The organism is Xanthomonas rydalmerensis, assembly GCF_033170385.1.
Classification (GTDB): domain Bacteria; phylum Pseudomonadota; class Gammaproteobacteria; order Xanthomonadales; family Xanthomonadaceae; genus Xanthomonas_A; species Xanthomonas_A rydalmerensis.
The window spans coordinates 1,681,149-1,706,448 of sequence record NZ_CP126170.1 but is presented as its reverse complement, the minus strand read 5'-3'; the positions used below and the strand labels follow the sequence as shown (position 1 = coordinate 1,706,448).

Here is a 25,300-nt window from a genome sequence, read left to right as displayed (position 1 = left end):
AACGACGCAACTCACGCGTTCATGCAAACGCGCGAAGTGCGCAACCCGAGGCGCGCGCCGCCGCACCCGCGTGTGTGCGGGCACGCACGCGGCGCATCACGCGACGCGGTCTGCCGGCGTCTCGCTGCTCCACAGCAGCATCGCATCGCCATAGCTGAAGAAGCGATAGCGCTGGGCGATGGCGTGGCGATAGGCGGCGAAGATGCGCTCGCGGCCGGCGAAGGCCGAGACCATCATCAGCAGCGTGCTTTCCGGCAGATGGAAATTGGTCACCATCGCGTCGACGCTGCGGATGCGGTAGCCCGGCAGGATGAAGATCTGCGTCTCGCCGGCGAACGGATGCAGTTCGCCATCCTTGGACGCGCTCTCCAGCGCGCGCACCACGGTGGTCCCCACGGCGATCACGCGGCCGCCGGCCGCGCGCGTGCGCCGCACCTGCTCGACCAGGCTGGCGCCGACGTTGAGCCACTCGCGGTGCATCTGGTGCTGCTCCAGCGCTTCCACCCGCACCGGCTGGAAGGTGCCGGCGCCCACGTGCAAGGTCACATGCCCCACCTCGACCCCGCGGTCCTGCAGCGCCTGCAGCAGCGGCGCGTCGAAATGCAGTCCGGCGGTCGGCGCGGCGACTGCGCCGGACTCGCGCGCGAACACGGTCTGGTAGCGCTCGCGGTCGTCCAGGCCCGGCTCGCGGCGGATGTACGGCGGCAACGGCAAGCGCCCGGCCTGCTGCAGCCAGTGCTCCAGCGCGCCGTCCACATGGAACTGCAACTGGTAGAACTCGCCATCGCGGCCCAGTACCTCGGCCTCGCCGCCGGCGTCCAGGGCGATGCGCACACCGGCCTTGGGCGACTTGCTCACGCCCAGTTGCGCCCGCGCGCGCTGGCCGCCGAGCAGCCGTTCGATCAGGATCTCGACCCGCCCGCCGGTGCGCTTCTGCCCGAACAGCCGCGCCGGAATCACCCGCGTGTCGTTGAAGATCAGCAGATCGCCGGCACGCAGCAACTCCGGCAGATCGCGCACGTGCCGGTCGGCGAAGGGCGCCGGCGCCGGCGGCACGAGCAGCAGCCGGCTGGCCGAACGCTCTGCCAGCGGCGCCTGCGCGATCAGTTCTTCGGGCAGGTCGTAGTGGAAATCGGACTTTTTCACGGCGCCGGGAGAGATCGGGAATGGGGCCGGCCATTGTAGCGGCGCTGGGATTGGGGATTCGGGAGTGGGGACTGGCCAAGCGCGGGGAACCCGCTCCTGCCTTTGCGAATCCCCAATCCCCAATCCCGGCCCCTCAGCGCTCGAACTTGGTGGACAGAATGATCGACGAGGTCGTGCGCTCCACCCCGTCCAGCGCACCGATGCGGTCGGTCAGTTCGTCCATGTCGTTGACGCCCGGCACCACGCCGAGCGCGATTAGGTCGAAGGAACCGCTGACCGAATGCAGCACGCGCACCGCCTCGATCTCGCGCAGTGCCTTCACCACCGAGGTCATCTTCTTCGGCAGCACGGTGATCAGGATGTGTGCACGGATATGGCCCTGCTCGTAGTCGTCGCGGGTGCGCACGGTGTAGCCGCAGATCACGCCCTCGCGCTCCAGGCGCTCGATCCGGCTCTGCACGGTGGTCCGCGACACCCCCAGGCGACGGGCGATCTGGGCGGTGGAGGCGCGCGCATCCTCGCGCAGCAGCGACAGCAGGGCGTCGTCGGAAGCGGTGATCTTCATGGCCGGGGATTTTCGTCGAATCGACGAAATTGCGTCAATTCCTGCACGGATTCACGCTGCCATTCGACGATCCTGTCCTGATAATAGATAGGATCGTCGCCAGACAGCCCGCCTTCAGGAGATCCCTCATGACCGTACTCGGCCCCCTCGCCCCGCTCCGTGCCCACGCCGGCGACCGCCTGACCCACGGCCTGGATGACGCCAGCATCGAGCGCCTGGCCGCCTCGCACCCCGCGTTGCGCGCGGCGATCGAGGCGGCGGGTGCGGAACATGCACGCATCGCCACCGAGTTCGCCGACCTGCTCGACCTCGACGAAGCCGAGCAGATCTGCCACCTGCAGGCCGGTTTCGTCAATTTCTACGCCGACGACGCGGTGACCCCGTACGTGGCGCTGAGCGCGCGCGGCCCATGGGTGGTCACGCTGAAGGGCGCGGTGCTGTACGACGCCGGCGGCTACGGCATGCTCGGCTTCGGCCACACCCCCGAGGCGGTGCTGGAGGCGATGGCGCGGCCGCAGGTGATGGCGAACGTGATGACCCCCAACCTGTCGCAGCTGCGCTTCGAGCGCGCGCTGCGCGCGGAGATCGGCCACCGCCGTGGCGGCTGTCCGTACAGCCGCTTCATGTGCCTCAACTCCGGTTCCGAAGCGGTGGGCCTGGCCGCGCGCATCGTCGACATCAACGCCAAGCTGCAGACCGATCCGGGCGCGCGCCACGCCGGCGCCAAGATCAAGCGCCTGGTGGTCAAGGGCAGCTTCCACGGCCGTACCGACCGGCCGGGCATGTATTCCGATTCCAGTCGCAAGACCTATCAGCAGCACCTGGCCAGCTACCGCGGCGACGATGCGCTGATCGCCATCGCGCCCTACGACGTGGACGCGCTGCGTCGCGCCTTTGCCGAGGCCGAGCAGCACGGCTGCTTCATCGAGGCAGTGTTCCTGGAGCCGGTGATGGGCGAAGGCGACCCCGGCCGCGCGCTGCCGCCGGCGTTCTACGCCGCCGCGCGCGAACTGACCCGCAGCCACGGCAGCCTGCTGCTGGTCGACTCGATCCAGGCCGGCCTGCGTGCGCACGGCGTGCTGTCGGTGGTCGACTATCCCGGCTTCGAGCAGCTCGACGCACCCGACCTGGAAACCTACTCGAAGGCCCTCAACGCCGCGCAGTACCCGCTGTCGGTGCTGGCGGTGACCGAGCATGCGGCGCAGGTATACCGCAAGGGCACCTACGGCAACACCATGACCAGCAACCCGCGTGCGCTCGACGTGGCCACCGCGACCCTGGCGCAACTGACCCCGCAAGTGCGCGCCAACATCCGCGAGCGCGGCGCCGAGGCGGTGCAGAAGCTGGAGAAGCTCAAGGCCGAGCTCGGCGGCGCCATCACCCAGGTGCAGGGCACGGGCCTGCTGTTCTCCTGCGCGCTGGCCCCGCAGTACAAGTGCTACGGCGCCGGTTCCACCGAAGAGTGGCTGCGCCAGCACGGCGTCAACGTGATCCACGGCGGCGAGAACTCGCTGCGCTTCACCCCGCACTTCGCGATGGACGGCGAAGAGCTGGACCTACTGGTCGGCCTGATCGGCCGTGCGCTGCGCGAAGGTCCGCGCGTGGCGCAGGCTGCTGCGGCCTGAGTCCGCTCGACGCTGCACGCATCACGGCACCATGATCCAGCAGCAGAGGGACGGGCGATTTATTCGCTCGTCCCCACCATAAGCGCATGCGCGCCCGTCATGCGCTTGTTTCGCGACGTCTCGAAGCACGACAATCGCGAGAGATTCGCGTATCGCATGGATAGTTCGCCAGCTTCGCGTGCGGCGAATCACCTATACTGATTCAAATTCAGCGATGGTCCAGCGAATGCGCACCCCTCTTCTGCTTTCCATGGGCCTGTTGCTTGCGGCCGCTCACCCAGTGGCGTACGCCGCCGCTTTTTCCGAAGGCGAGCTGCTGTTCGACCAGCCCGGATGGGACTACTCCCCCAGCTCGCTCATCGATCTGGATGGAAAGGAAAAGGTTTGGTGGTGCGGCCATCTGAATGGCCACGATGTCGTCAAATACCGCGAGCGCACGGGAACGGGCAGTTGGAGCGCTCCCGTGATCGTCCTTCAAGCCAATCAGTTCTTGCGCGGCGCACGCCCGCTTACCTGGGAGGGCGTCCACACCTGCGACCCCACGGTGACCCGTGGACGGTGGAATTACCAGGGCCAGGACTACAGCTACGTGATGTACTACACCACGGAGCGGCCTGGCAGCAACGGCATCGACAATCGCATCGCCGTGGCGTTTTCGAACGATGGAATCAACTGGAAAAAGCACGACGCACCCGTGATCCATGACGGCGACCCCGGCACCTATGGCACAGGACAATCCGTTGCCTGGAGCGCGGACGGCGCAGCCGGCATCAGAACCATCTACACCTATGTGGATGGCAACGGCGACATCACTTATTTCTACCGGGAGTCGCCGGACGCAATCAACTTCGGCGAGAAGCGAAAGCTCAGCCAGAAAGGCCTCACCTTGAATGGACAAAGCGGCATATCGCATGCCAAGCCCGCGCTTGGCTTTGCGCCAGGGTCCTACAACGGACACTATTTTTATTACATGGCAAGCGTCTGCGAGGCCCATCTGGACTCCAGCTACGGCCCCGCCTATCCCGAGTGGGGTACGGCAAAAGGCGTCTGCGTTTATCGCGCGGAAGGAGAGGACGCGTTTACCGGCACCTGGACCAAGGTGTTGGACAGCGCGCACATCAAGCCGGTGGAGGTCGAACCCGGCTTTCTGACCAACATTTACGGCAGCCTGGACGGGATCCTGCCCACGATTTCAATCCGCTATGGATGCAGCGGATCCGGCGATCCGAACACGTGGGAGATCTGCTGGTCTGAGGGGAAACTCGATTAGCGCTTTCTCGACTTGAGACCGCGCCTGGGTCGCTGTGATCGACCCGATGTCGCATTCCAAGGCCGCCTCATGCCTACATCTTCCGCCCACCCTGCGCCGCCGCCACGGGTTTCTCCCCGACACGCCTGCGTTCTCTGACGCCGGCGGTGTCGCCGACCGTCGCGCGGTGACGCGCTATCCCGCGGCGCTCGCACTTTCCCGCCTCCGCTATCGAGCGTAGGGCGGGCGTGGCCACGACATCATCCCTGGCCTCACCCTTTCGGGCAGCGCGTCCATCTGCCGCAGCAACCCAACCCCGGTAGCCGTCGAACCGACTGGACAGCGGCCCCCCCCCTTTCGGGCACCCAGCGCTAGGCAACGGTGACATCGCTGGCCCGAAAAAACGACAAAGATATTGCAAACAATTCGCATTTGCATGGAAAATGAACGCACTGCCCGCATCGCACTCGCGGCAGACACCCTTTCGCACTGCCGCCCGACCACGGCGCCGCGCCCGCTCCTGATGAGGGACGGCCGGTGTCCGCGGCCGGGTCGTCATCCATTCTGCAAATCGAACCGCCCATGACCTCTCCGATCAAGCGCCGCAAGCACCCCGTCACCCGCCAGGCCGCCGCACCGACCCTCACCACGGCCATGTTGCTCGGTGGGCTGAGCCTGCTCTCCTCCGCGCACGCGGCGGCGGCGGACCAGCCGACCACCCTGGACAAGGTCGACGTGCAGGCCCAGCGCGCCAAGCGCTACCTGGTGGAAACGCCGGATTCGCCGAAGTTCACGCAGCCGCTGATCGACACTCCGCAGACCCTCAACATCATCGGCAAGGACCTGTTCAACGAGCAGGGCGCCACCACCCTCACCGAAGCGCTGCGCAACAGCCCGGGCGTGGGCACGTTCTATGTCGGCGAGAACGGCAACACCAGCACCGGCGATGCGCTATACATGCGCGGCTTCGACAGCTCCAGCAGCATCTTCGTCGACGGGCTGCGCGACCTCGGCTCGATCTCGCGCGACGTGTTCAACATCGAGCAGATCGAGGTCGAGAAGGGCCCGGCCGGCACCGACAACGGCCGCAGCGCGCCGACCGGCGCGATCAATCTGGTGAGCAAGCAGGCGCACCTGGAGGATGCCAGCAGCGGCACCCTGTCCGGCGGCGACCATGGCCAGCGCCGCGCGACCGCGGACTGGAACCAGCACCTGGGCGCCAGCAGCGCGCTGCGGGTGAACGTGATGGGCCAGGACAGCGACGCCATCGGCCGCGACCATGTCGCCAACAAGCGCTGGGGCCTGGCCTCGTCGCTGGCGTTCGGCCTGGGCACCGACACGCGTTACCTGCTCGACCTGCTGTACGTGAAGCAGGACAACGTGCCGGATGGCGGGGTGCCGACCATCGGTCTGCCTGGCTACAGCTCGCCCGATCCCGCGCGGCCGTGGCTCGGTGGCGCCGCGCGCGTGGACAGCGCCAATTTCTACGGCACCCGCGACGACCACGACGACGTGACCGCGAAGATGGCGACCTTCCGCATCGAGCACGACATGTCCGACACGGTCAAGCTGACCAATACCGCACGCTGGGGCCGCAACGACCAGGACTACCTGCTGTTCGCGTTCATGCCCAATGCCGCCAACCTGCGCACGCCGAATCCGGCGGATCCGTCGACCTGGACGGTGCTGCGCAGCCTGCCGACCTTCAAGGACCAGCAGTACACCACCCTCGCCGATCAATTGAATCTACGTGTGGACTTCGCCACCGGCGCGGTGCGGCACAACCTCAGCACCGGCGTGGAAGCGTCGCGCGAGGAACTGCGCAGCTGGGGCCACAACATCGTCGACCGCGCGGCCTGGCTGGCGGCCAATCCGGCCAACCTGTACGCGCCGGACTGGAACACCACGCCGCTGCGCACCGCGCGCAACGGCGCGCGCAGCCATGGCACCACCACCACCTACTCGGCCTATGCCTTCGACACGCTGAAGTTCGGCGACAGCTTCCTGGTCACCGCCGGCGTGCGTGCGGACCGCTACAAGACCGACTTCGACAGCCTGGTGTGCGACTCCGCCACCTCCACCGCCGCGCCCTGCACCACCGTAGTCGGCCTGGACACCGATATCGCCGACACGCTGTTCAGCTGGAAACTCGGTGCGGTCTACAAGGCCAACGAGGACGTGAGCGTGTACGCGAATTTCGCCACCTCGCAGCAGCCGCCCGGCGGCAGCACGCTGGAACTGAGCAGTTCGGCCAACAACGCCAACAATCCGCGCTTCGACCCGCAGAAGGCCAAGACCGCGGAGGTGGGCACCAAGTGGAACTTCCTCGACGATGCGCTGTTCGCGACGCTCGCGCTGTTCCGCACCGACGTGAACAACGAGATCGTGCAGGGCAGCGACGGGCTGTACTACCAGAGCGGCGCCAAGCGCGTGCAAGGCATCGAACTGTCGGCGGTCGGCAAGCTGACCGAGCGCTGGTCGCTGTCCAGCGGCTACACCAAGCTGGATGCTCGGGTGCGGCAAGGCACGACGGTCTCGCAAGACGGCAGCCAGGACCTGGCCTACACGCCGGACAGCGCGTTCACCGCCTGGAGCACCTATACCCTGCCGTTCGGGCTGACCGTCGGCGGTGGCGTGCGCTATTCGGGGCAGATGCAGCGCGGCCGCGACAGCGCGGTCGGCACGCCGGCGTTCGTGAAGTCGTACACGGTGTGGGATGCGGTGCTGAGCTACCCGGTTAACGACCACGTGGCACTGCGCCTGAACGCCTACAACCTGTTCGACAAGGACTACGTGGCCGCGATCAACAAGAGCGGCTTCCGCTACACGCCCGGCGCGCCGCGCTCGGTGCTGCTGACCGCCGAGGTCCGGTTCTGACCGACCGAGCCTGCCAACGTGCGGTGGACGCCCTATCCTGGGCGTCCACCGCCGGAGCGCCCGATGCTGTTGCACATTCCCGACATCCTCACGGCCGATGAGGTCGCGCGGTTCCGCCAGGCACTGCAGTCCGCCGACTGGGTGGACGGCCGCGAAACCGTCGGCGTGCAGGGCGCGCAGGTCAAGCGCAACCTGCAGCTGGCCGACGCGTCGCCACTGAAGCAGGAACTCGGCCAGGCGGTGCTGAGCGCCCTAGCGCGCAGCCCGCTGTACTTCGCCGCGGCGCTGCCGCTGCGCACCATCCCGCCGCGCTTCAACCGCTACGCCGGCGGCGGCAGTTATGGCCTGCACGTCGACGGCGCGGTGATGACCCAGGCGGCCAGCGCCGCACAGCCGGCGCTGACCGTGCGCAGCGATCTGTCCTGCACCCTGTTCCTGAGTGCGCCGGAGGAGTACGACGGCGGCGAACTGCTGATCCACGACACCTACGGCGAGCACGAGGTCAAGCTGCCCGCGGGCGATCTGATCCTGTATCCGTCCAGCAGCCTGCACCGGGTGGCGCCGGTGACCCGTGGCGCGCGGCTGGCCTCGTTCTTCTGGGTGCAGAGCCTGGTGCGCGACGCCGGCCGGCGGCAGACGCTGCTCGACCTGGACACCGCGATCCAGGCGCTGACCGCCAGCGGTGCCGACGCAGCGGCGTTGCTGCGCCTGACCAACGTCTACCACAACCTGCTGCGCGACTGGTCGGAGACATGAACCGACTCGGCGACCAAAGCGCCGAGCACTCGGCCCACGCACGGCCGCGTAGCACCGCACGCATCCGCCCTGGCGTGGTAACGCCGCGCCCAGTCGACGCGTGAACCACCCTGCTTCACCCACCGCATCGCGCTCCAGCGCCGGCATCGCCACGCTGCACGGCAGCAGCATGGGCACGCGCTGGAGCGTCAGGCTATTGCCACCCCTTGGCAGCGACCTGCACGCACTGCGCGACGCGATCCAGGCGCAGCTCGATCTGGTCGTCGCACAGATGAGCACCTGGGACGCGCAATCGGACCTCAGCCGCTACAACCGCGCCGATACCGACACCTGGCACGCCTTGCCCGCCGCGCTCGACACCGTGCTGCGCTGCGCACTGGACGTGGCACAACGCAGCGGCGGCGCCTTCGATCCCACCATCGGCGCCCTGGTCGGCGTGTGGGGGTTCGGCGCCATGGCAGGAGATCGGCGCGTGCCCGACGCGGGGGCATTGCGCCAGGCGCGCGCTGCCGGCGATTGGCGGCGGCTGCGCGTCGATGACGATGGCCGTTGGCAGCAGCCCGGCGGGCTGCACCTGGATCTGTCGGCGATCGCCAAGGGTTATGGCGTCGACCTGGCAGTCCGAGCATTGCAGGCACGCGGCGTGGAAAGCGCACTGGTCGAGGTCGGCGGCGATCTCTACGGCTATGGCCGCAAGCCGGATGGGCAAGCGTGGCGCGTGCTGCTCGAGGCGGCCCCGGAGGACGGCCTGCATGGCGATGCATCCCCGCGCACGCTCGCGGTCGACGGCTTGGCGGTGGCAACCTCCGGCGACCGCTGGCAGCACTTCGAACAGGACGGCCACCGCTACGGACACCTGCTGGACCCGCGCAGCGGGCGGCCGGTAGCGGCAACGCTGGCTGCGGTCACCGTGGTGGCCGCCGATACCATGCGCGCCGATGCCTGGGCCACCGCGCTCAGCGTGCTGGGCGCCGAGGCTGGCCTGGCCTGTGCCGAACGCGAAGGGCTGGCGGTGCGCTTCGCGCTGCGCCAGCGCGGCGGCCTGCAGGAACGGGTCAGCCGCGCGTTCGCTGAACTGCCAGAGGCGTGACGGCCGGGCACTGCTCCAGGATCTGCGGTTGCGGAGACCGGCCAGGGCACCGGGCGACACAACGCGCCGGTGGGCGGGACGACGAACGGGCGTGCCACCGCTGACCGCCCGCAGCTGCGGCGGCTACGGCTACGGCGGCGATACGGTGCGACACGCAAGGAAATGCTTATCGGCCCAAGCACAAACGCTTGTCGCAGGGTGAGGGCCACATTGCGAGGACGTCTTCGGCAACACGACGGTGTGCGGACGCACCAGCCATTCGGCGGACAGGGCACACGCGTCGCGTTGCATCCCGCGCGTGGCCGGGCATATGCGGACGCGGCGTCCGCCGCGACGGGCATGGCAGGAGCGCCCGACCGTCACGCCATCAGCGCGCGGTCGGCAACCCCATGCGCTGCAGCTCGAACACATAGCCCTTGCCGCGCACCGTGCGGATCCATTGCGGCACGAGCGGGTCGTCGCCGAGCTTCTGGCGCAGCCGCGAGACCTGCAGATCGATGCCGCGGCTGCTCGGCGGCACGCTGGCCTCGCCGTCGCCCAACGCCGTCCGCAGCACCTCGCGGCTGAGCACTTCGCCGGGCTGTTCGAGGAACACCGCCATCAGCCGCAGTTCGCCAGGGGACAGCGGGATCGTCCGCCCGTCCGGCGCCACCGCCTGGTGACGCGCGGCATCGACCTGCCAGCCGCCGTGCGCAGCCGGCGGCGGCTGGGTCGCACGCACCCGGCGCAGCACCGCGTTGAGCCGCGCCACCAGTTCGCGCAGATCGGGCGGCCGCACCAGGAAATCGTCCGCGCCCAGGTCCAGGCCGATCACCCGGTCCACCGGCTCGGCGCGGTCGCCCATCATCACGATGGCGATGTCACCGCGGTCGCGCAGCTGCCGGCACAGGCGCAGGCCCTCGGCGCCGTCGAGACCGGCGTCGAGTACCACCGCGTCGTAATGCCCGGCCGCCAGTTGCGCCTGCAGTTGCGGCGCGCTGTCGGCGTCGTGCGTCTGCAGGTTGAAACAGGCCAGGTAATCGCGAACCCGGCCGCGCAAGGCCGCGTCCGCGTCCGCCACCAGAATTTTCGCCAACCACCTGTTGTCCGAGACCACCTGTCGGCTTCCGCTGTGCGACCCGGATGGCCGCGTTCGCGCATTGGACGCGGTCGGCGCCGACGCCGCAAGACCCGCGCGCGCGGTCGCGCAGGCTCAGTCCGCGGACGTCGGTGCGGCCTCGATGCGCATCGCCAACAACTCCCCGCCCCCGCTCAAAGCGAAGCGGCGTCTGGCATCGGCGGCCAGCCAAGCGCTATCGCCGGCCGCCAATGGCGACAGTCCGCTGGCCGCATCGAACTGCGCTTGCCCTGCCAGAAGATGAACGGCCCAGGCGACACCCGGTTCGGCGAAGAACAACATCGGCCCGACCAGTGGCCGGTGCAGCAGTTGCGTGCGCAGCCGGTCGCGACGCCACATGAGGTTGAAATCGTAGGTCGGCCCATCGAGCAGTTCGCCACGCAGCGGCCGCTCGCCGGCAAAGCGCAGGCGCGCGTACGGGTCCTGCAGCACCTGCTCCTCGCCATCGTCGAAACGCAGACGCACACCGTTGCCACGCAACAGCACCAGTTCGCGGTCGATCCCGGGAAAAGCGGAGAACGCGGCGTCCTGCTCGATCTCGGCGATGGACAGGCGCAGCAGCCAGTCGTCGCCGGACATCGGCAAGCGCAGGATCTCCCGGGTCCAGCCCAGGCCGTTGCGCCAGCGTTCGCGGCGGTACTCGTTGGCGGGAATCACCCGCGCGGGCAGCGTGTGCAAATCCATGCGCGCATTCTGCACGATCATGGCAACGGCACCTGTCCCTGGCGCGCCCGCAGCTGCCAGGCAAGACGCACCATGGCCCCAAAAAAAACATCGCCCGGCTGCACGTCACTGTGCAACGCCGGGCGACGATGTACCTCCCTGTCGGCTTCCTGCCTTCCCCCCTCGCATCCTGCTCAGTGAGGCTGCGGCCGCGCGTCCAGCGCCGGCCCTATCCTTTCGTTGCAAATCCCTTTAACGCCTTTCCACCGGCTTGGCAGCTGCCTGCTTGGCGGCTGTCGGCGCGGGTGCCTTCGTGGCGCCCACTTCGATCCGGTCGCGGTTCCGTTCGACCGTCTTGAGTCCGATGCCTTTCACCAGTGCCAGTTCCTCGGCGCTCTTGAAAGGTCCGTGCGCCTGCCGGTAGTCGACGATCGCCTGAGCCTTGGAGGCTCCCACGTTCACCAACACCTGGTCGATTTCCTCCGCTCCAGCGGAGTTGATGTTGACCTTGTCCGCGGCGAGCGCGGAACCGGACAGCATCAGGGCAACGACCAGCGACTTCAGGACCACGATAAAAGACTGCATGGCAACGCTCCTTGTGACTTGGATGGGGACTTCGCCGGCCTTTCCTGCCGGCGTTGTCAGCATCGCTCGCCACATGGGTACAGCCTATCGTCGGAGCGCGTCACAAACAGCAGGTAAACGGCGCGTCGCCGTGTAGGAAAAACCCTACACGGGCAGCGGGGCGTAGAATGGATGCACACGTGTGCAATCACCTCGGAGTTTTTCATGGACAGTGCCAAGATCGACCGTTTCCTGAGTGAAAAGTGGGATGACGACATCGTCCCGCAACTGGTCGATTACATCCGCATCCCCAACAAATCGCCGATGTTCGACGCCGATTGGGTCGCACACGGCTATATGGCCGATGCGGTGGCGCTGATGGAGCGCTGGGCGCGGGCCCAGGCCATCCCCGGCCTGCAGGTGGAGGTGGTGCAACTGGAAGGCCGCACCCCGTTGATCTACCTGGAGGTGCCGGCCAGCAGCGAGGCGACCGGCGAGGACACCGTGCTGCTGTATGGGCACCTGGACAAGCAGCCGGAAATGACCGGCTGGGACGCCGATCTGGGCCCGTGGACGCCGGTGCTCAAGGGCGACCGCCTGTACGGCCGCGGTGGCGCCGACGATGGCTATGCGCTGTTCGGTTCGCTGGCGGCGATCCAGGCGCTGCAGGACCAGGGCATCCCGCACGCGCGCTGCGTGGTGCTGATCGAGGCCTGCGAGGAATCGGGCAGCTACGACCTGCCCGCCTACGTCGACCACCTGGCGGCGCGGATCGGCAAGCCGTCGCTGGTGGTGTGCCTGGATTCGGGCTGCGGCAACTACGAGCAACTGTGGTGCACCACCTCGCTGCGCGGCCTGGCCGGCGGTAACTTCAGCGTCAAGGTGCTCAGCGAGGGCGTGCATTCGGGCGACGCCTCCGGCGTGGTGCCGTCGAGCTTCCGCGTGCTGCGCGACCTGCTGTCGCGACTGGAGGACGAGGCCACTGGCAAGATCAAGGTCGAGGGCCTGTATGCCGACGTCCCCGAGGAGCGGCTGGCGCAGGCGCGCAAGGTCGCTGAGGTGCTGGGCGACGAGGTCTACAGCAAGTTCCCGTTCCTGCCCGGCATGCGGCCGATGCACGAGGACCTGTCCGAGCTGGTGCTCAACCGCACCTGGCGCCCGGCGCTGTCGGTGACCGGTGCCGACGGACTGCCGCCGCTGGCCTCGGCCGGCAACGTGCTGCGCCCGGAGACCGCGGTGAAGCTGTCGCTGCGCCTGCCGCCGACGCTGGACGGCAAGCGCGCCGGCGAACTGCTGAAAGAGGTGCTGCTGCGCGACCCGCCGTATGGCGCCGAGGTGTCGCTGGCGCTGGAGAAGTCCTCCTCCGGCTGGAACGCGCCGGCGCAGTCGCCGTGGCTGACCGACGCGATCGAATCGGCCTCGCAGGCGGCGTTCGGCAAGCCGGCGATGTACATGGGCGAAGGCGGCTCGATCCCGTTCATGGGCATGCTCGGCGAGAAGTTCCCCGGCGCGCAGTTCATGATCACCGGCGTGCTCGGCCCGCATTCCAATGCGCACGGTCCGAACGAGTTCCTGCACATCCCGATGGGCAAGCGGGTCACCGCCTGCGTGTCGCGGGTGATCGCCGCCCATCATGCCGCCAGCCTGCGCGGCGAGACCACCGGCAGCGCGGCGGTGGCCGGCGGCGAGCAGCATGGCGGGCACGGCTGCTGTTGATGGGGCCGGGATTTGGGAGTCGGGATTGGGGATTGGCGAAGCCGGGTTCCTGAGTGCCTCACGCCCTGTTTGCGCTGGGAGAGGCGTCGGCTCCGACACGGCGCCTTCCGATGGGCGTGATCGCTGGGTAGCGCGGGCGGCCGGCCTTCCATGGCTGTGCCGCCTGCATCGTGCACGCAAGCATCGACGCCGTGACGGTCGATCTGGCACGATCCGACGCTGATCTCCCCTCCGCGCTCGGAACGCTCTCCATGCACACTCTGTTCGGCAGTGACAGCTGGCTCTACATCATCCTGGTGGGCTTCGTGGTCGGCCTGCTGGCGCGGTTCCTCGGCCCCAGCAGCGGGCGCTCCGGCTGCCTGTTCACCGTGTTGCTGGGCATCGCCGGCGCGCTGCTGGCCGGCTGGTTCGGCCACTACATGGGCTGGTACAGCCGCGGCGAGCCGGCCGGCTTCCTCGGCGCGCTGCTCGGCGCCATCGCCCTGCTCGCGCTGTTGCGGCTGTTCTCCAGCAAGCGCTGAGGCACGTGGCGCCGCTCGCCACGGCGGCGGCGCCCGTTTACGCTGTGCGGCTCGTTTCCGCCGCAGCCTGCCGATGAGCGCCAGCCCGACCGTTCCCGATGTCCTTGCGGCACGCGCCGCGCACCGCCTGGCCTGGGCGCGCATGGCCCTGGACGATGCGCAGGCGACGCTGGAGCGCGCCTCGGTGGACGCCGGCCAGCGCAGCTACTGGCGCAGCCACGGCCGTGGCATCAGCCGCATCGTGATGGATTCGCCGCCCGACCTGGAAGACGTGCGGCCGTGGCTGCGCATGCACGCCCTGCTGCACGGCGGCGGCGTGCGGGTGCCGGCGATCCTGGCGCAGGACGCGGAGGCCGGCTTCCTGCTGCTGGAAGACCTGGGGCAACCGACGCTGGCGCAAAGCCTCGATACGACCACCGCGGACGCGCACTTCGACGCCGCGCTCGGCCAGTTGCTGCGCCTGCAGGCGATCGCGCCGCCGCCGGGCATGGGCGTGTTCGGCGAGGCGCTGCTGCAGCGCGATGCCGGGCTGTTCGAGGAGTGGTTCCTGCAACGCCACCTGGGAATCACCCTGGAGGACGACGAACGCGCGGCCCTGCACGGAGTGCAGCGCCAGCTCATGGACAACGCGCTGGCACAGCCGCAGGTGCTGGTGCACCGCGACTTCATGCCGCGCAACCTGATGCCGGCAGCCGACGGCCCGGCGGTGCTGGATTTCCAGGACTGCGTGGTGGGTCCGGTGGCCTACGACCCGGTGAGCCTGTTCAAGGACACCACGGTGAGTTGGCCGCTGGCGCGGGTGGACGCCTGGCTGGCCGGGTACCACGCACGGGCGTTGCAGGCTGGGATCCCGTTGCCGCCGCTGGCGCAATTCCTGCGCGACGCCGAATGGATGGGCGTGCAGCGCCATCTGAAGAACCTGGGCATCTTCGCGCGGCTGAACTACCGCGACGGCAAGGCCTGGTACCTGGACAACGTGCCGCGCTTCATCGCCTACCTCGACGAGGCATTGCCGCGGCACCCCAGCCTGCAGCCGTTGGCGCAGTTGCTGCAGACGCGGATCAAGCCGGCCCTGGCGCAGCGCGCGGCGGGCGGCGCATGAAGGCGCTGATCTTCGCCGCCGGCCTCGGCGAGCGCATGCGTCCGTTGACTGCGCACACGCCCAAGCCACTGCTGGCGGTTGGCGGCACGCCGCTGATCGTCTGGCACCTGCGCAAGCTCGCCGCATTGGGCGTGCGCGAGGTGGTGATCAATACCTCGTGGCTGGCCGAACAGTTCCCGCAGACGCTCGGCGACGGCAGCGCGTTCGGCCTGCGCATCGCCTATTCCTACGAAGGCGCCACGCCGCTGGAGACCGGCGGCGGCATGCTGCACGCGCTGCCGCTGCTCGGCGAGGCGCCGTTCCTGCTGGTCAACGGCGACATCTGGACCGACTTCGATTTCGCTCGGCTCGCGCCGGAGCCGCCCGGCCTGGCGCAACTGGTGCTGGTGGATCCGCCGGCTTATGCGGCGCACGGCGATTTCGCCCTGCAGGACGACGGACACGTGCACAACACCGGCGAACCGCTGCTGACCTACGCCGGCATCGGCATGTACCGCCCTGCCCTGCTGCGCGACTGGCAGACCATCGCCGCCCCGGCGCCCACCGCGCCGGGCGTGCCGCCACGCTTTTCGGTGGTGCCGCTGCTGCGTGCCCAGGCCGAACACGGCCAGCTGCACGGCCTGCATCATCGTGGCCGCTGGACCGACGTGGGGACGCCGCAGCGGTTAGCGGAATTGAATGAGGTGCTGGGATTGGGGAGTGGGGATTCGGGATTGGACAAGCGCTGAGCGCTCGAACTCTTTGCCAAATCCCGCAAACGCGTGCGCCAGCCAGGCCGAGCGACCGCCTAGCTCTTCTCGAATCCCGAATCCCCACTCGCCAATCCCCGCCCCTCCAACACCCTGCGCAAGAACGGCACCGTCACCCGCCGCTGCGCCGCCAGCGATTCGCGGTCCAGGCGCTCCAGCAGGACGATCAGGCCGGCCAGGTCGCGTCCGGCATGGGTGAGCAGCCAGTCGATCGCCGCATCCTCCAGCACCAGGCCGCGGCGCTGGGCGCGTTCGCGCAGCACGGCGGCGCGGCCGGCGTCGTCCAGCGGCGCCAGCGCGATGCGGGTGCACTGCGAGAGCCGCGAGCGCAGATCCGGCAGGGACAGGGCGAGACCGTCGGGCATGGCCTGCGCGGTGTACAGCAAGGTCACCCCGGCGCTGCGCGCACGGTTGTGGAAATCGAACAGCGCCACCTCGTCCTCGCGCTGCCCGGCGATCGCTTCCAGGCCGTCGAGCGCGACCAGATCGCGACCTTCCAGCGCTTCCAGCGCATCGCGCAGGCGGCCGGCTGCGGCCTGCAGCGGCAGGTAGGCGGCGCTGCGCCCGGCCTGTTCGGCGGCCGCGCACAGCGCCAGGGCCAGGTGGGTCTTGCCGGTGCCGGCGGGGCCGGACAGGTACACCCAGTCGTCGGCGGTGCCATCGGCGACTGCCTGCAGCTGCGCCAGCAGCCCGTCCGGCGCGCCCAGATAACGGTCCAGGCGCTGTTCCGGCGGATAGCGCAGGGCCAGCGGCAGTTGCGGCACGCTCACGGCTGATCGGGGCTGCGCGGCGGCAGTTCGATGATGGTGGTGCGCTCGGTGACCGTATCCAGCAGGATCGCCGACTTCTCGCCCGCGTACAGGTCGCTCTGCCGGTACTGCTCGTGCAGGTAGTGCAGCAGCACATTGGCCACCGCCGCCACCGGCAGCGCCAGCAGCATGCCGAGGAAGCCGAACAATTGGCCGCCGGCCATCACCGCGAAGATCACCGCCACCGGATGCAGGCCGATCTTGTCGCCGACGATGCGCGGGGTCAGCACGTAGCTCTCCAGCAACTGGCCGACGGTGAACACCACGCCGACCAGGACCAGCAGCTGCAGGTCGAAACCCTTGGCCTGCACCAGCGCGGCCAGCACCGCCAGCAGGATGCCGGTGGTCGCGCCCAAGTAGGGAATGAAGCTGATCAGGCCGGCGACGATGCCGATCAACAGGCCGAGCTTGAGGCCAACCAGGGTCAGGCCGCCGGCGTAGATCACGCCCAGCGCCAGCATCACCAGGAACTGGCCGCGGATGAACGCGCCCAGCACCTCGTTGGACTGCTGCGCCAGGCGGGTGATGGTGCCGACATGGTTGCGCGGGATGGTGACCGCCACGCGCGCGACCAGCAGGTCCCAGTCGCGCAGGAAGTAGAAGGTCAGGATCGGCAGCAGCACCAGGTTGACCACCCAGGTCACCATCGCGAAGCCCGAGCGCGACAGGTAGCCGAAGAAGGTCGCGGCGACGCCGCCGGCCTGCTGCCAGTGCCCGCGGATCCAGTCGATCAGCCGCTCCGGATCCAGCCAGGTCATCAGCTCCAGCCCGGTCTTCTGCTCGGCCCACGGGATCGCGGTGCCGATGAACCAGTCGCGCGCCTGCGGCAATACGTCGATGAAGGTGACGATCTGCCGCTCCAGCATCGGCACCAGGATCACCAGCGCCAGCACCAGCAGCAGCACCATCAGCACGAACACCAGGGTCACCGCCATGTTGCGCGAGCGCCCGGCGCGCTCCAGGCGGTCCACCAGCGGATCGCCGAGCCAGCCGAGCAGCAACGCCAGCACGAACGGGGTCAGGATCGGCGCCAGCAGCCACACCACCCACAGCACGCCAAGGATCACCGCCGTCCATTTCAGGCGGCGCAGGAACAGCGCGATCTCGGCTTCGGGCGACAACGTCATTTCAGGCGGTACTCCGTCGGCTCGCTGTTGAGGATCACCGGACCCTCGACCGGCGCCACCACCGGCTGCAGCGCGCCGTCCGGGCCGAGCATGCGGTTCAGCCCGGACACGCCGCTGAGCAGGTCCAGGTCCAGTTCCAGGCGATCGCCGTCGGCGCGGATCGGCACGATGCGCCGTACCACCGAGGCGTTCTGCAGCGCGGCGGAGGCGCGCAGGTAGTCGTCGGCGCTGCGGATGCCGGTGATCACCACCCGGTAGATGCCGGCCGGGCCCGCGCTGACCGCCTTGGCGTAGCGCTTGACCAGGGCATCGGCGGCGCCGTCGGCACCGCTGGCCATGGCGCGACGCGCGTCGGCGTCGCTGGACGACCAGGTCGACAGCACCTTGCCGCCGTCCACGAAGGTCCAGTCCGCGGTCCAGCCACCGGCCTTGCCGCGGTACAGCTTGCCGATCAGCTGCATCGGCGGGCTGTAGCGCGACGAGGCGCTGGCCACGGCGGCGGTGTCCTGGCGCCAGATCGCGCCGGCCAGCGCCTGCTCGGCGGCGCTGCCGGTCGGCAGGCCGAGGCGGAAGCCGCGCTCGATCGCACGGTCGAGCAGGCTGCGTGCGGCATTGGACTGCTGCACACCGACCAGGCGCGGGCCGCTGCCGTCGTCGATCGCCAGCCACACCACCGGCTTGGGCCGCGGCTGCGGCCACACCGGCAGGCCCAGCGCCGCGGCCAGGCCATCCACGTCCTGCGGGCGGAAGCGCGCCACCAGGATGGTGCGGAAGGTCGGGGCGCCGCTCGGCGAGGTGCCCTGGTCCTGGCGGTAGTCGAAGGTGTCGACCAGATTCTTGGCGTTGCGCAGCGCCTGGCTCACCCCGGGCCGCGACATCACGCCCTTGTCGCCGGAGATCTTGCCCAGCACCACGCCGAGCGCGCGGGCCAGGGCGCCGTTGCGGTCGCCCTCGCTCTGGCTGTTGACCGGCACCTCGGCATCGTAGGGGCCGGTGGCGCCGGCCACGTCGCCCTCGGTGCGCAGATCGGCCTGAGCCAGGGCGCTCGCGGCAGGCAGGCACAGTGCGAAAGACAGGAGGAAGGCAAGGCTGCGGCGCATGAAGGGTCCAGTACTCGGCGTATCCGGGGCGAATTGTTGCCCGAATGCGGGCCTAGCGCCAATGCGGCCTGTTAAAATCGCCGCCTTTCCGCCCGACCCCGCCGCCCGTGACCACTTCCCAGCCCCCCGCCGCCGCCCCGTTGACCTACCGCGACGCCGGCGTCGACATCGATGCCGGCAATGCCGTCGTCGAACGCATCAAGCCCCTGGTCAAGCGCAGTTTCCGCCCCGAGGTGATGGGCGGGCTGGGCGGCTTCGGCGCGCTGTTCGACCTGTCCGGCAAGTACCGCGAGCCGGTGCTGGTGTCCGGCACCGACGGCGTCGGCACCAAGCTGAAGCTGGCGCAGCAGCTCGGCCGCCACGACACCATCGGCATCGACCTGGTCGGCATGTGCGTCAACGACGTGCTGGTGCAGGGCGCCGAGCCGCTGTTCTTCCTGGACTACTTCGCCACCGGCAAGCTCGACGTGGAGACCACCGTGGCGGTGGTCGGCGGCATCGCCCGCGGCTGCGAACTGGCCGGCTGCGCGCTGATCGGCGGCGAGACCGCGGAAATGCCCGACATGTACCCGCCGGGCGAATACGACCTGGCCGGCTTCACCGTCGGCGCGGTGGAGAAGTCGCAGTTGCTCGACGGCGCCAAGGTGCGCCAGGGCGACGTGTTGATCGGCATCGCCTCCTCCGGCCCGCACTCCAACGGCTACTCGCTGATCCGCCGCATCTACGACCGCGCCGGGCGCCCGGACGCGCTGCAGGTCGGCGGCGTGGCCCTGGCCGACGCGCTGATGGCGCCGACCGCGCTGTACGTCAAGCCGATCCTGTCGCTGCTGCGCGAACAGGGCGACGGCATCCACGCCATGGCGCACATCACCGGCGGCGGCCTGACCGAGAACATCATCCGGGTGATTCCGGACGGCCTGGGCCTGGATATCCGCGCCAGCGCCTGGACCCTGCCGCCGGTGTTCGAGTGGCTGCAGCGCGAAGGCGCGGTGGCCGACAGCGAGATGTGGCGCACCTTCAACTGCGGCATCGGCTTCGTGCTGGTCGCCGCGCCGGAGCAGGTGGCGGCACTGGAGCGCAGCCTGGACACGCTGGGCCTGGCGCACTGGCAGATCGGCGCGGTGACGGCGGCCGGCGCCGGCGAACGCGTGCACATCGGCTAAAGGCGCATGGCGGCGGCCAAGCGCGCCTGGCTGGCACTGGCGCTGGCGGTGTTCGCCGCCAGTTGGATACGGCCGCTATGGCCGGCGGAACAGGCCATGCACAGCTCCCTGGCGGTGCTGGGCCTGGCCTGGCTGGTCTGGCACGACCGCCGCTGGCCGCTGCGCACCGGCCACTTCGCCGCCATCTGCATGTTCATCAGCGTGCACAACGTCGCCGCGCACTGGCTCTATTCGAATGTGCCCTACGACCAATGGTTGCGCACACTGACCGGCGGTTGGTCGCCGAGCGCGGCCTTCGGCTGGCAGCGCAACCACACCGACCGGCTGATCCACCTGCTGTTCGGCGTGTGCGTCGCGCCGGCGCTACGTGACCACGCACGCCAGCGCTGGCCGGCGTTGTCGGCGCGCCAGGCCTTCGTCCTGGCGACGATGGCGATCATGTGCGTCAGCCTGGTCTACGAATGGCTGGAATGGCTGATCGCGCTGCTGCTGTCGCCGCAGCAGGCCGAGTCCTACAACGGCCAGCAGGGCGATCCCTGGGATGCGCACATGGACATGCTGCTGGCCACCCTGGGCTGCGCCAGCGCCTGGCCAAGGCGGCGCGCCGCGCCCCCGCTTCCTTCCGCGCCGCGCTGAGACCGACGATGTCGCTGCCACCGCCCCTCCCCGTCCCCGGCGGCCGTGCCGCCGAAGTGGCGCGTGCCACCACCGACCTGGACAACCTGGCGAGGCTGTACGCGGTGATGGCCGGGCTGCAGTTCTTCGTAGTGCTGTTGGTGGGCGCCGTGCTGGGCTACGGCGTGCACGAGGAAGCGCGGCTCAACGCCGTCGGCCAGAGTCCGGACCAGGCCCAGGGCGGCGTCATAGCGATCGTGATGCTGTCGGTGCTGCTCGGCTTCGGCCTGCTTTCGCTGGTGATCAAGGTGCTGCTTGCGCGCGCCTTGCGCCAGCGTCGCCAGTTGGGGCTGTGCTACACCGGCGCCGCGATCACCTGCCTGGGCTTTCCGCTGGGCACCGCGCTGGGCATCGCCACCTTGCTGACACTGCAACGCCCTGTGGTGGGCGACCTGTTCCGGAACCCTGCCCGATGACGCTTCGCCTCGCTGTGCTCGCCTCCGGCCGCGGTTCCAACCTGCAGGCCATCCTCGCCGCGATCGCCGCCGGCACCCTCGATGCTGAGGTGGTCGGCGTGTTCAGCGATCGCCCCGAGGCGCCGGCGCTGGCGATGGTGGCGCCGGAGCGGCGCTGGTCGGCGCGGCCCAAGACCTTCCCCGACCGCGCCGCGTTCGAGCAGGCGCTAGGCGACGCGGTCGCCGCGGCACGGCCGGACTGGGTGGTCTGCGCCGGCTACATGCGCATTCTCGGCGCCGCCATCGTGCAGCGCTTCGGCGGGCGCCTGCTCAACATCCACCCCTCGCTGCTGCCCAAGTACCGTGGCCTGCACACGCATGCGCAGGCCTTGGCTGCGGGAGACGCCGAGCACGGCGCCAGCGTGCATTTCGTGGTGCCGGAGCTGGACGCCGGCGCGGTGATCGCGCAGGTGCGGGTGCCGGTGCAGGCCGGCGACGGCCCCGACGAGCTGGCGCAGCGGCTGCTGCCGCGCGAACACCGGCTGCTGTGCGCGGTGCTGCGGCTGGCCGCGGCGGGTCGTCTGGCTGAACGGGACGGCAAGGTCTGGCTGGACGGTCAGTGCCGGTTTAGTCCGCTGCGCCTAGATTGCGACGACGTGCTGCTTCCCTGAATGCGCTGCCGCACCTTCCGCGGCCCCTCCCCTCTTCCCTCCCGCCCACGCCAGCCGATCCCATGAAGCTCGCTCCGCGTCCGTTCGCCCTCCTCGTTGCGTCCGGCCTCGGCCTGCTGGCGTCCATCGTCGCTGCGCAGGTCGCGCCGGCGCCCGCCGCGCAGCCGGCGCCGCAGACCGCCCCCGCTCCGACCACGCCCGCCACCGGTACACCCGCACCGGCCGCCGCGGTGTCGCCGGCGCTGCCCGCAGAGGCGTGGACGCCACCGCCGCTGCAGCCGTTCGTGGCCACCTACGACGCCCTGTACAAGGGCAAGCCGGCCGGCGACGCGCGCATGGACGTGGTGCATACCGGCGGCGACCAGTGGCGGGTCGACCTGGGCGTGCATGGCCGCAGCGGTTTCGCCAGCATCCTCGGCCTGAATATCGAGCAGAGCACGGTGTTCACCGTGCAGGACGGCCGCTACGTCCCGCAGAGCCAGAGCACGGTCAAGAAGGCGGTGTTCTTCGGCAAGAAGGTCACCGGCGTGTACGACTGGAAACAGGGCGTGGCGCGCTGGGACGGCGACCTGAAGAAGGATCGGCAGGCGCCGATCCCGCTGCAGCCCGGCGACCAGAGCGCGCTGCTGCTCAACCTCTCGCTGATGCGCGACGCGCAGCCGGGCAAGACCATGACCTACCGCTTCGTCGACGTCGGCCGGGTGCGCGAACATGTCTACCGCGCCGCCGACCAGACCGAGACCGTGCAGGTGGGCGACATCAGCTACGACGCATTGCGGGTGTCGCGCACCAACGGCGGCCGCAATGAGACCATCCTGTGGATCGCCAACGGCGTGCCGACGCCGGTGCGCATCCTGCAGCGCGAAGACGGCGAAGACCGCATCGACCTGCGCCTGACCGAATACCAAGGAGCCTGACCATGACCCGCATCGCCCGCCCGCTGACCGCCCTCGCTGCCGCCCTGCTGGCTACGGCGAGCCTGCCCGCCCTGGCCCTGGAGCCGTTCACCGCGGACTATCAGGCCAGCTACATGGGCATGCAGGCCAATGGCGTAATGACCCTGGCCAAGCAGGGCGGCGACCGCTGGCGCTACAGCCTGGCGATCAAGAACCAGGTCGCCGACCTCAGCCAGAGCACCGTGTTCGAGGAAAAGGGCGGACAGCTGCGTCCGCTCAGCAGCGACGACCGCTCGGTGTTCCTGATCAAGAAGAAGGCGGTGACCGCCAACTATGACTGGAGCACCGGCCAGGCGACCTGGGGCGGCGACCTCAAGGCCGACCGCCGCGGCCCGGTGAAGCTGCAGCCGGGCGACATGGACGCACTGTTGATCAACCTGGCGATCGCGCGCGACGTCAATGCCGGCAAGACCCCGAGCTACCGCATGGTCGACGAGGGCCGCGCCAAGCCGATGACCTACCACGTCGCCGGCAAGGAAGCGGTGACCGTCAATGGCAAGACCGAGCAGGCGACCAAGGTCACCCGCACCGACGGTTCCAAGGAGATCGTGGCCTGGATCGTGCCGGACATGCCGGTGCCGGTGCGCATCCTGCAGCGCGAGAACGGCCAGGACGCGCTGGACCTGACCATCAAGTCGTTGCGCTGAGGGGCTGGGATTGGGGAATCGGGATTGGGGAATCGCAACGGCGGCTCCGCCGTGGGAATGGGGAATTGGGATTGGGGAATCGCAAAAGCGGCTCCCCGCTCGTGGCGGTTCCCATGTAGGAGCGGCTTCAGCCGCGACCCGGTGAGCCGGGATTGGGGAACCGCAACAGCAGTCCCCTAGCGCACAGTGTCCCCATGTGGGAGGGGCTTCAGCCCCGACGCGAAGATGCGCATCATCCTGCGGAAACCGGCCGGCGATTTGCAGCAGACCCCAAAGCCAAGGCGCGCGTCAATTCCTCTCCATGAAACATGGAAGTATGGCGACCGACGCGCGTTGCTGATGCACTCCCAACGCGGGCGCCGTCCATGCAGCGCCCTACCCCACGCCCTTACTTCTTCTCCGCCGGGGCGGCCTTGAACGTGGTGCGGCAATCCACGCGGATCTGGGCGCCGCTGCTGCGCCAGTAGAACGTACTGCACTCGCGCGGGCCGTTCTGGGTGCGGCTCACGCCGACCGCGTAGAACGATTGCCAGATCTCGTCGCGGGTGACCTGGCCGTCGCCGTTCCAGTCCATGTCGCGCTCCTCGATGCCCTGGGTGATGGCGATGCCGGTGTACCAGGCATAGCCGACCCAGGCCAGCAGCACCACGACGATCGCCAGCAACACCTTGCGCCGACGGGTGAAGCGGCCGCTGAGGATCATGCGACGCGCCGGATGGACGCGCCCAGCGCCCCCAGCTTCTCCTCGATGTTCTCGTACCCCCGATCCAGGTGGTAGATGCGGTCGATGGTGGTGTCGCCGTCGGCGACCAGGCCGGCCAGGATCAGCGAGGCCGAGGCGCGCAGGTCGGTGGCCATCACCGGCGCGCCGCTCAGCCGCTCGGTGCCGCGCACGATCGCGGTATGCCCTTCGATCTGGATGTCCGCGCCCAGGCGCAGCAGTTCGTTGACGTGCATGAAACGGTTCTCGAAGATCGTTTCGTTGATCACGCCGACGCCGTCGGCCACGCAGTTGAGCGCCATGAACTGCGCCTGCATGTCGGTGGGAAACGCGGGATACGGCGCGGTGGTCAGGCTGACCGCACGCGGGCGCTTGCCGTGCATGTCCAGGCGGATCCAGTCCTCGCCGGTCTCGATGCTGGCGCCGGCCTCGGTGAGCTTGTCCAGCACCGCGTCGAGGGTGTCGGCGCGCGCGCGGCGCACGGTGACGCTGCCGCCGGTCATCGCCGCGGCGACCAGGAAGGTGCCGGTCTCGATGCGGTCCGGCAGCACCGCGTGGCGGCCGCCGGACAGGCGCTCCACGCCGTGCACGACGATGCGCGAGGTGCCCGCGCCTTCGATCTTCGCGCCCAGCGCGATCAGGCAGTCGGCCAGGTCGCTGACCTCCGGCTCCATCGCCGCGTTCTCCAGCACGGTGGTGCCGTCGGCCAGCGCCGCGGCCATCAGCACGTTCTCGGTGCCGGTGACGCTGACCATGTCGAACACGTAGCGGCCGCCCTTGAGCCGGCCGTTGCTGCTGGCCTTGATGTAGCCGTTCTCGACGCTGATCTCCGCGCCCAGCGCCTGCAGGCCCTTGATGTGCTGGTCGACCGGCCGCGAGCCGATCGCGCAGCCGCCGGGCAGCGACACTTCGGCCGCGCCGAACTTGGCCAGCAGCGGGCCCAGCACCAGGATCGAGGCGCGCATGGTGCGCACCAGTTCGTACGGGGCGACGTGCTGGTGGACCTTGCGCGGGTCGACGGTGATGGCGCTGCCGCGCGACAGCGTGCCTTCGTCGATGGTGACTTCCGCGCCCAGCTCGCCGAGCAGCTTCACCGTGGTGATCACGTCGTGCAGTTGCGGCACGTTGGTGATCTCCACCGGCGCATCGGCCAGCAGGGTCGCGCAGAGGATCGGCAGCACGGCGTTCTTGGCGCCGGAAATGTTCACTTCACCGTGCAGCGCGTTGCCGCCGGTCACTACGATTTTGGCCATGGGTCTCGTGGGGGAAGGAAAAAAGGGGAATGACGGGCACGCG

The 25,300-nt window shown here is 69.2% G+C and carries 25 protein-coding genes; 15 read left to right on the top strand and 10 right to left on the bottom strand.

What is annotated here, in order from left to right; genetic code table 11:
- Positions 1-96 precede the first annotated feature (96 nt).
- Positions 97-1,146, bottom strand: a complete 1,050-nt coding sequence (queA, locus tag QN245_RS07015) for a tRNA preQ1(34) S-adenosylmethionine ribosyltransferase-isomerase QueA (protein ID WP_317844920.1) — start codon at positions 1,144-1,146, stop codon at positions 97-99.
- Between the two features lie 133 nt (positions 1,147-1,279).
- Positions 1,280-1,711 (bottom strand): Lrp/AsnC family transcriptional regulator, encoded by a 432-nt coding sequence (locus tag QN245_RS07010; RefSeq protein ID WP_160969980.1) that lies wholly within the window; start codon positions 1,709-1,711, stop codon positions 1,280-1,282.
- 128 nt (positions 1,712-1,839) lie between these two features.
- Here QN245_RS07010 and QN245_RS07005 point away from each other — a divergent pair, with 128 nt between their 5' ends.
- The 5 genes from QN245_RS07005 (at position 1,840) to QN245_RS06985 (ending at position 9,308) form a co-directional block, all read left to right on the top strand.
- Positions 1,840-3,336 (top strand): aminotransferase class III-fold pyridoxal phosphate-dependent enzyme, encoded by a 1,497-nt coding sequence (locus QN245_RS07005; protein ID WP_317844919.1) that lies wholly within the window; start codon positions 1,840-1,842, stop codon positions 3,334-3,336.
- A gap of 226 nt (positions 3,337-3,562) precedes the next feature.
- Entirely contained in the window at positions 3,563-4,606 is a 1,044-nt protein-coding gene (locus QN245_RS07000; RefSeq protein ID WP_317844918.1) for a glycoside hydrolase family protein, read from the top strand.
- A 561-nt stretch (positions 4,607-5,167) separates the two neighbouring features.
- A complete protein-coding gene (locus tag QN245_RS06995; protein ID WP_317844917.1) occupies positions 5,168-7,462 on the top strand; it encodes a catecholate siderophore receptor Fiu in 2,295 nt (764 codons plus the stop codon).
- A 63-nt stretch (positions 7,463-7,525) separates the two neighbouring features.
- The gene (locus QN245_RS06990; RefSeq protein WP_317844916.1) at positions 7,526-8,218 is read left to right on the top strand and encodes a Fe2+-dependent dioxygenase; all 693 of its coding nucleotides are present in this window, start codon (positions 7,526-7,528) and stop codon (positions 8,216-8,218) included.
- A gap of 169 nt (positions 8,219-8,387) precedes the next feature.
- Positions 8,388-9,308: an FAD:protein FMN transferase gene (locus tag QN245_RS06985; protein ID WP_317845322.1), complete on the top strand. Its 921-nt coding sequence runs from the start codon at positions 8,388-8,390 to the stop codon at positions 9,306-9,308.
- Positions 9,309-9,675: 367 nt separating this feature from the next.
- On the opposite strand, the gene QN245_RS06980 is transcribed toward QN245_RS06985, so the two are convergent.
- The 3 genes from QN245_RS06980 to QN245_RS06970 form a co-directional block, all read right to left on the bottom strand.
- A complete protein-coding gene (locus QN245_RS06980) occupies positions 9,676-10,368 on the bottom strand; it encodes a response regulator transcription factor (RefSeq protein WP_160970010.1) in 693 nt (230 codons plus the stop codon).
- Between the two features lie 132 nt (positions 10,369-10,500).
- On the bottom strand, positions 10,501-11,130 hold the full coding sequence (locus QN245_RS06975; protein ID WP_317844915.1) for a HutD/Ves family protein: 630 nt from the start codon (positions 11,128-11,130) through the stop codon (positions 10,501-10,503).
- Positions 11,131-11,340: 210 nt separating this feature from the next.
- Positions 11,341-11,673, bottom strand: coding sequence for a ComEA family DNA-binding protein (locus QN245_RS06970; protein WP_160969990.1), 333 nt, complete (start codon positions 11,671-11,673; stop codon positions 11,341-11,343).
- 204 nt (positions 11,674-11,877) lie between these two features.
- Here QN245_RS06970 and QN245_RS06965 point away from each other — a divergent pair, with 204 nt between their 5' ends.
- The 4 genes from QN245_RS06965 (at position 11,878) to murU (ending at position 15,719) form a co-directional block, all read left to right on the top strand.
- Positions 11,878-13,368 carry a M20 family metallopeptidase gene (locus QN245_RS06965; RefSeq protein ID WP_160969992.1) on the top strand — a complete coding sequence of 497 codons (1,491 nt, stop codon included), beginning with the start codon at positions 11,878-11,880 and terminating at the stop codon, positions 13,366-13,368.
- 251 nt (positions 13,369-13,619) lie between these two features.
- A complete protein-coding gene (locus tag QN245_RS06960) occupies positions 13,620-13,889 on the top strand; it encodes a GlsB/YeaQ/YmgE family stress response membrane protein (protein ID WP_010344083.1) in 270 nt (89 codons plus the stop codon).
- 73 nt (positions 13,890-13,962) lie between these two features.
- Complete coding sequence (locus QN245_RS06955; RefSeq protein WP_317844914.1) at positions 13,963-14,991, top strand: aminoglycoside phosphotransferase family protein; 1,029 nt, start codon at positions 13,963-13,965, stop codon at positions 14,989-14,991.
- Positions 14,988-15,719: an N-acetylmuramate alpha-1-phosphate uridylyltransferase MurU gene (murU, locus tag QN245_RS06950; protein WP_317844913.1), complete on the top strand. Its 732-nt coding sequence runs from the start codon at positions 14,988-14,990 to the stop codon at positions 15,717-15,719. Before QN245_RS06955 ends, murU begins: the two co-directional genes overlap by 4 nt.
- Positions 15,720-15,778: 59 nt before the next feature.
- Here the strand turns inward: murU and hda are convergent, their stop codons facing one another.
- From hda to QN245_RS06935, 3 genes are read right to left on the bottom strand one after another with little or no spacing between them, the layout of a single operon-like run.
- Positions 15,779-16,510 carry a DnaA regulatory inactivator Hda gene (gene hda, locus QN245_RS06945; RefSeq protein WP_317844912.1) on the bottom strand — a complete coding sequence of 244 codons (732 nt, stop codon included), beginning with the start codon at positions 16,508-16,510 and terminating at the stop codon, positions 15,779-15,781.
- A complete protein-coding gene (locus tag QN245_RS06940; protein ID WP_160970000.1) occupies positions 16,507-17,676 on the bottom strand; it encodes an AI-2E family transporter in 1,170 nt (389 codons plus the stop codon). Before QN245_RS06940 ends, hda begins: the two co-directional genes overlap by 4 nt.
- The gene (locus QN245_RS06935) at positions 17,673-18,776 is read right to left on the bottom strand and encodes a DUF2066 domain-containing protein (protein ID WP_317844911.1); all 1,104 of its coding nucleotides are present in this window, start codon (positions 18,774-18,776) and stop codon (positions 17,673-17,675) included. The genes QN245_RS06940 and QN245_RS06935 overlap by 4 nt, the downstream gene beginning before the upstream one ends.
- A gap of 140 nt (positions 18,777-18,916) precedes the next feature.
- On the opposite strand from QN245_RS06935, the gene purM reads away from it, so the two are divergent.
- From purM to QN245_RS06905, 6 genes are all read left to right on the top strand, one after another.
- A complete protein-coding gene (purM, locus tag QN245_RS06930; protein ID WP_160971115.1) occupies positions 18,917-19,939 on the top strand; it encodes a phosphoribosylformylglycinamidine cyclo-ligase in 1,023 nt (340 codons plus the stop codon).
- A gap of 6 nt (positions 19,940-19,945) precedes the next feature.
- Positions 19,946-20,575: a DUF2238 domain-containing protein gene (locus QN245_RS06925; RefSeq protein WP_317844910.1), complete on the top strand. Its 630-nt coding sequence runs from the start codon at positions 19,946-19,948 to the stop codon at positions 20,573-20,575.
- An 8-nt stretch (positions 20,576-20,583) separates the two neighbouring features.
- The gene (locus QN245_RS06920; protein WP_317844909.1) at positions 20,584-21,030 is read left to right on the top strand and encodes a hypothetical protein; all 447 of its coding nucleotides are present in this window, start codon (positions 20,584-20,586) and stop codon (positions 21,028-21,030) included.
- Complete coding sequence (gene purN / locus QN245_RS06915) at positions 21,027-21,680, top strand: phosphoribosylglycinamide formyltransferase (protein WP_317844908.1); 654 nt, start codon at positions 21,027-21,029, stop codon at positions 21,678-21,680. Before QN245_RS06920 ends, purN begins: the two co-directional genes overlap by 4 nt.
- A 62-nt stretch (positions 21,681-21,742) precedes the next feature.
- A complete protein-coding gene (locus tag QN245_RS06910; protein WP_317844907.1) occupies positions 21,743-22,597 on the top strand; it encodes a DUF3108 domain-containing protein in 855 nt (284 codons plus the stop codon).
- A gap of 2 nt (positions 22,598-22,599) precedes the next feature.
- Positions 22,600-23,283 carry a DUF3108 domain-containing protein gene (locus tag QN245_RS06905; protein ID WP_184446838.1) on the top strand — a complete coding sequence of 228 codons (684 nt, stop codon included), beginning with the start codon at positions 22,600-22,602 and terminating at the stop codon, positions 23,281-23,283.
- A gap of 388 nt (positions 23,284-23,671) precedes the next feature.
- On the opposite strand, the gene QN245_RS06900 is transcribed toward QN245_RS06905, so the two are convergent.
- Positions 23,672-23,986 carry an EF-hand domain-containing protein gene (locus QN245_RS06900; RefSeq protein ID WP_160970868.1) on the bottom strand — a complete coding sequence of 105 codons (315 nt, stop codon included), beginning with the start codon at positions 23,984-23,986 and terminating at the stop codon, positions 23,672-23,674.
- Positions 23,983-25,257 carry a UDP-N-acetylglucosamine 1-carboxyvinyltransferase gene (gene murA / locus QN245_RS06895; RefSeq protein WP_160970870.1) on the bottom strand — a complete coding sequence of 425 codons (1,275 nt, stop codon included), beginning with the start codon at positions 25,255-25,257 and terminating at the stop codon, positions 23,983-23,985. The genes QN245_RS06900 and murA overlap by 4 nt, the downstream gene beginning before the upstream one ends.
- Positions 25,258-25,300: the final 43 nt, after the last annotated feature.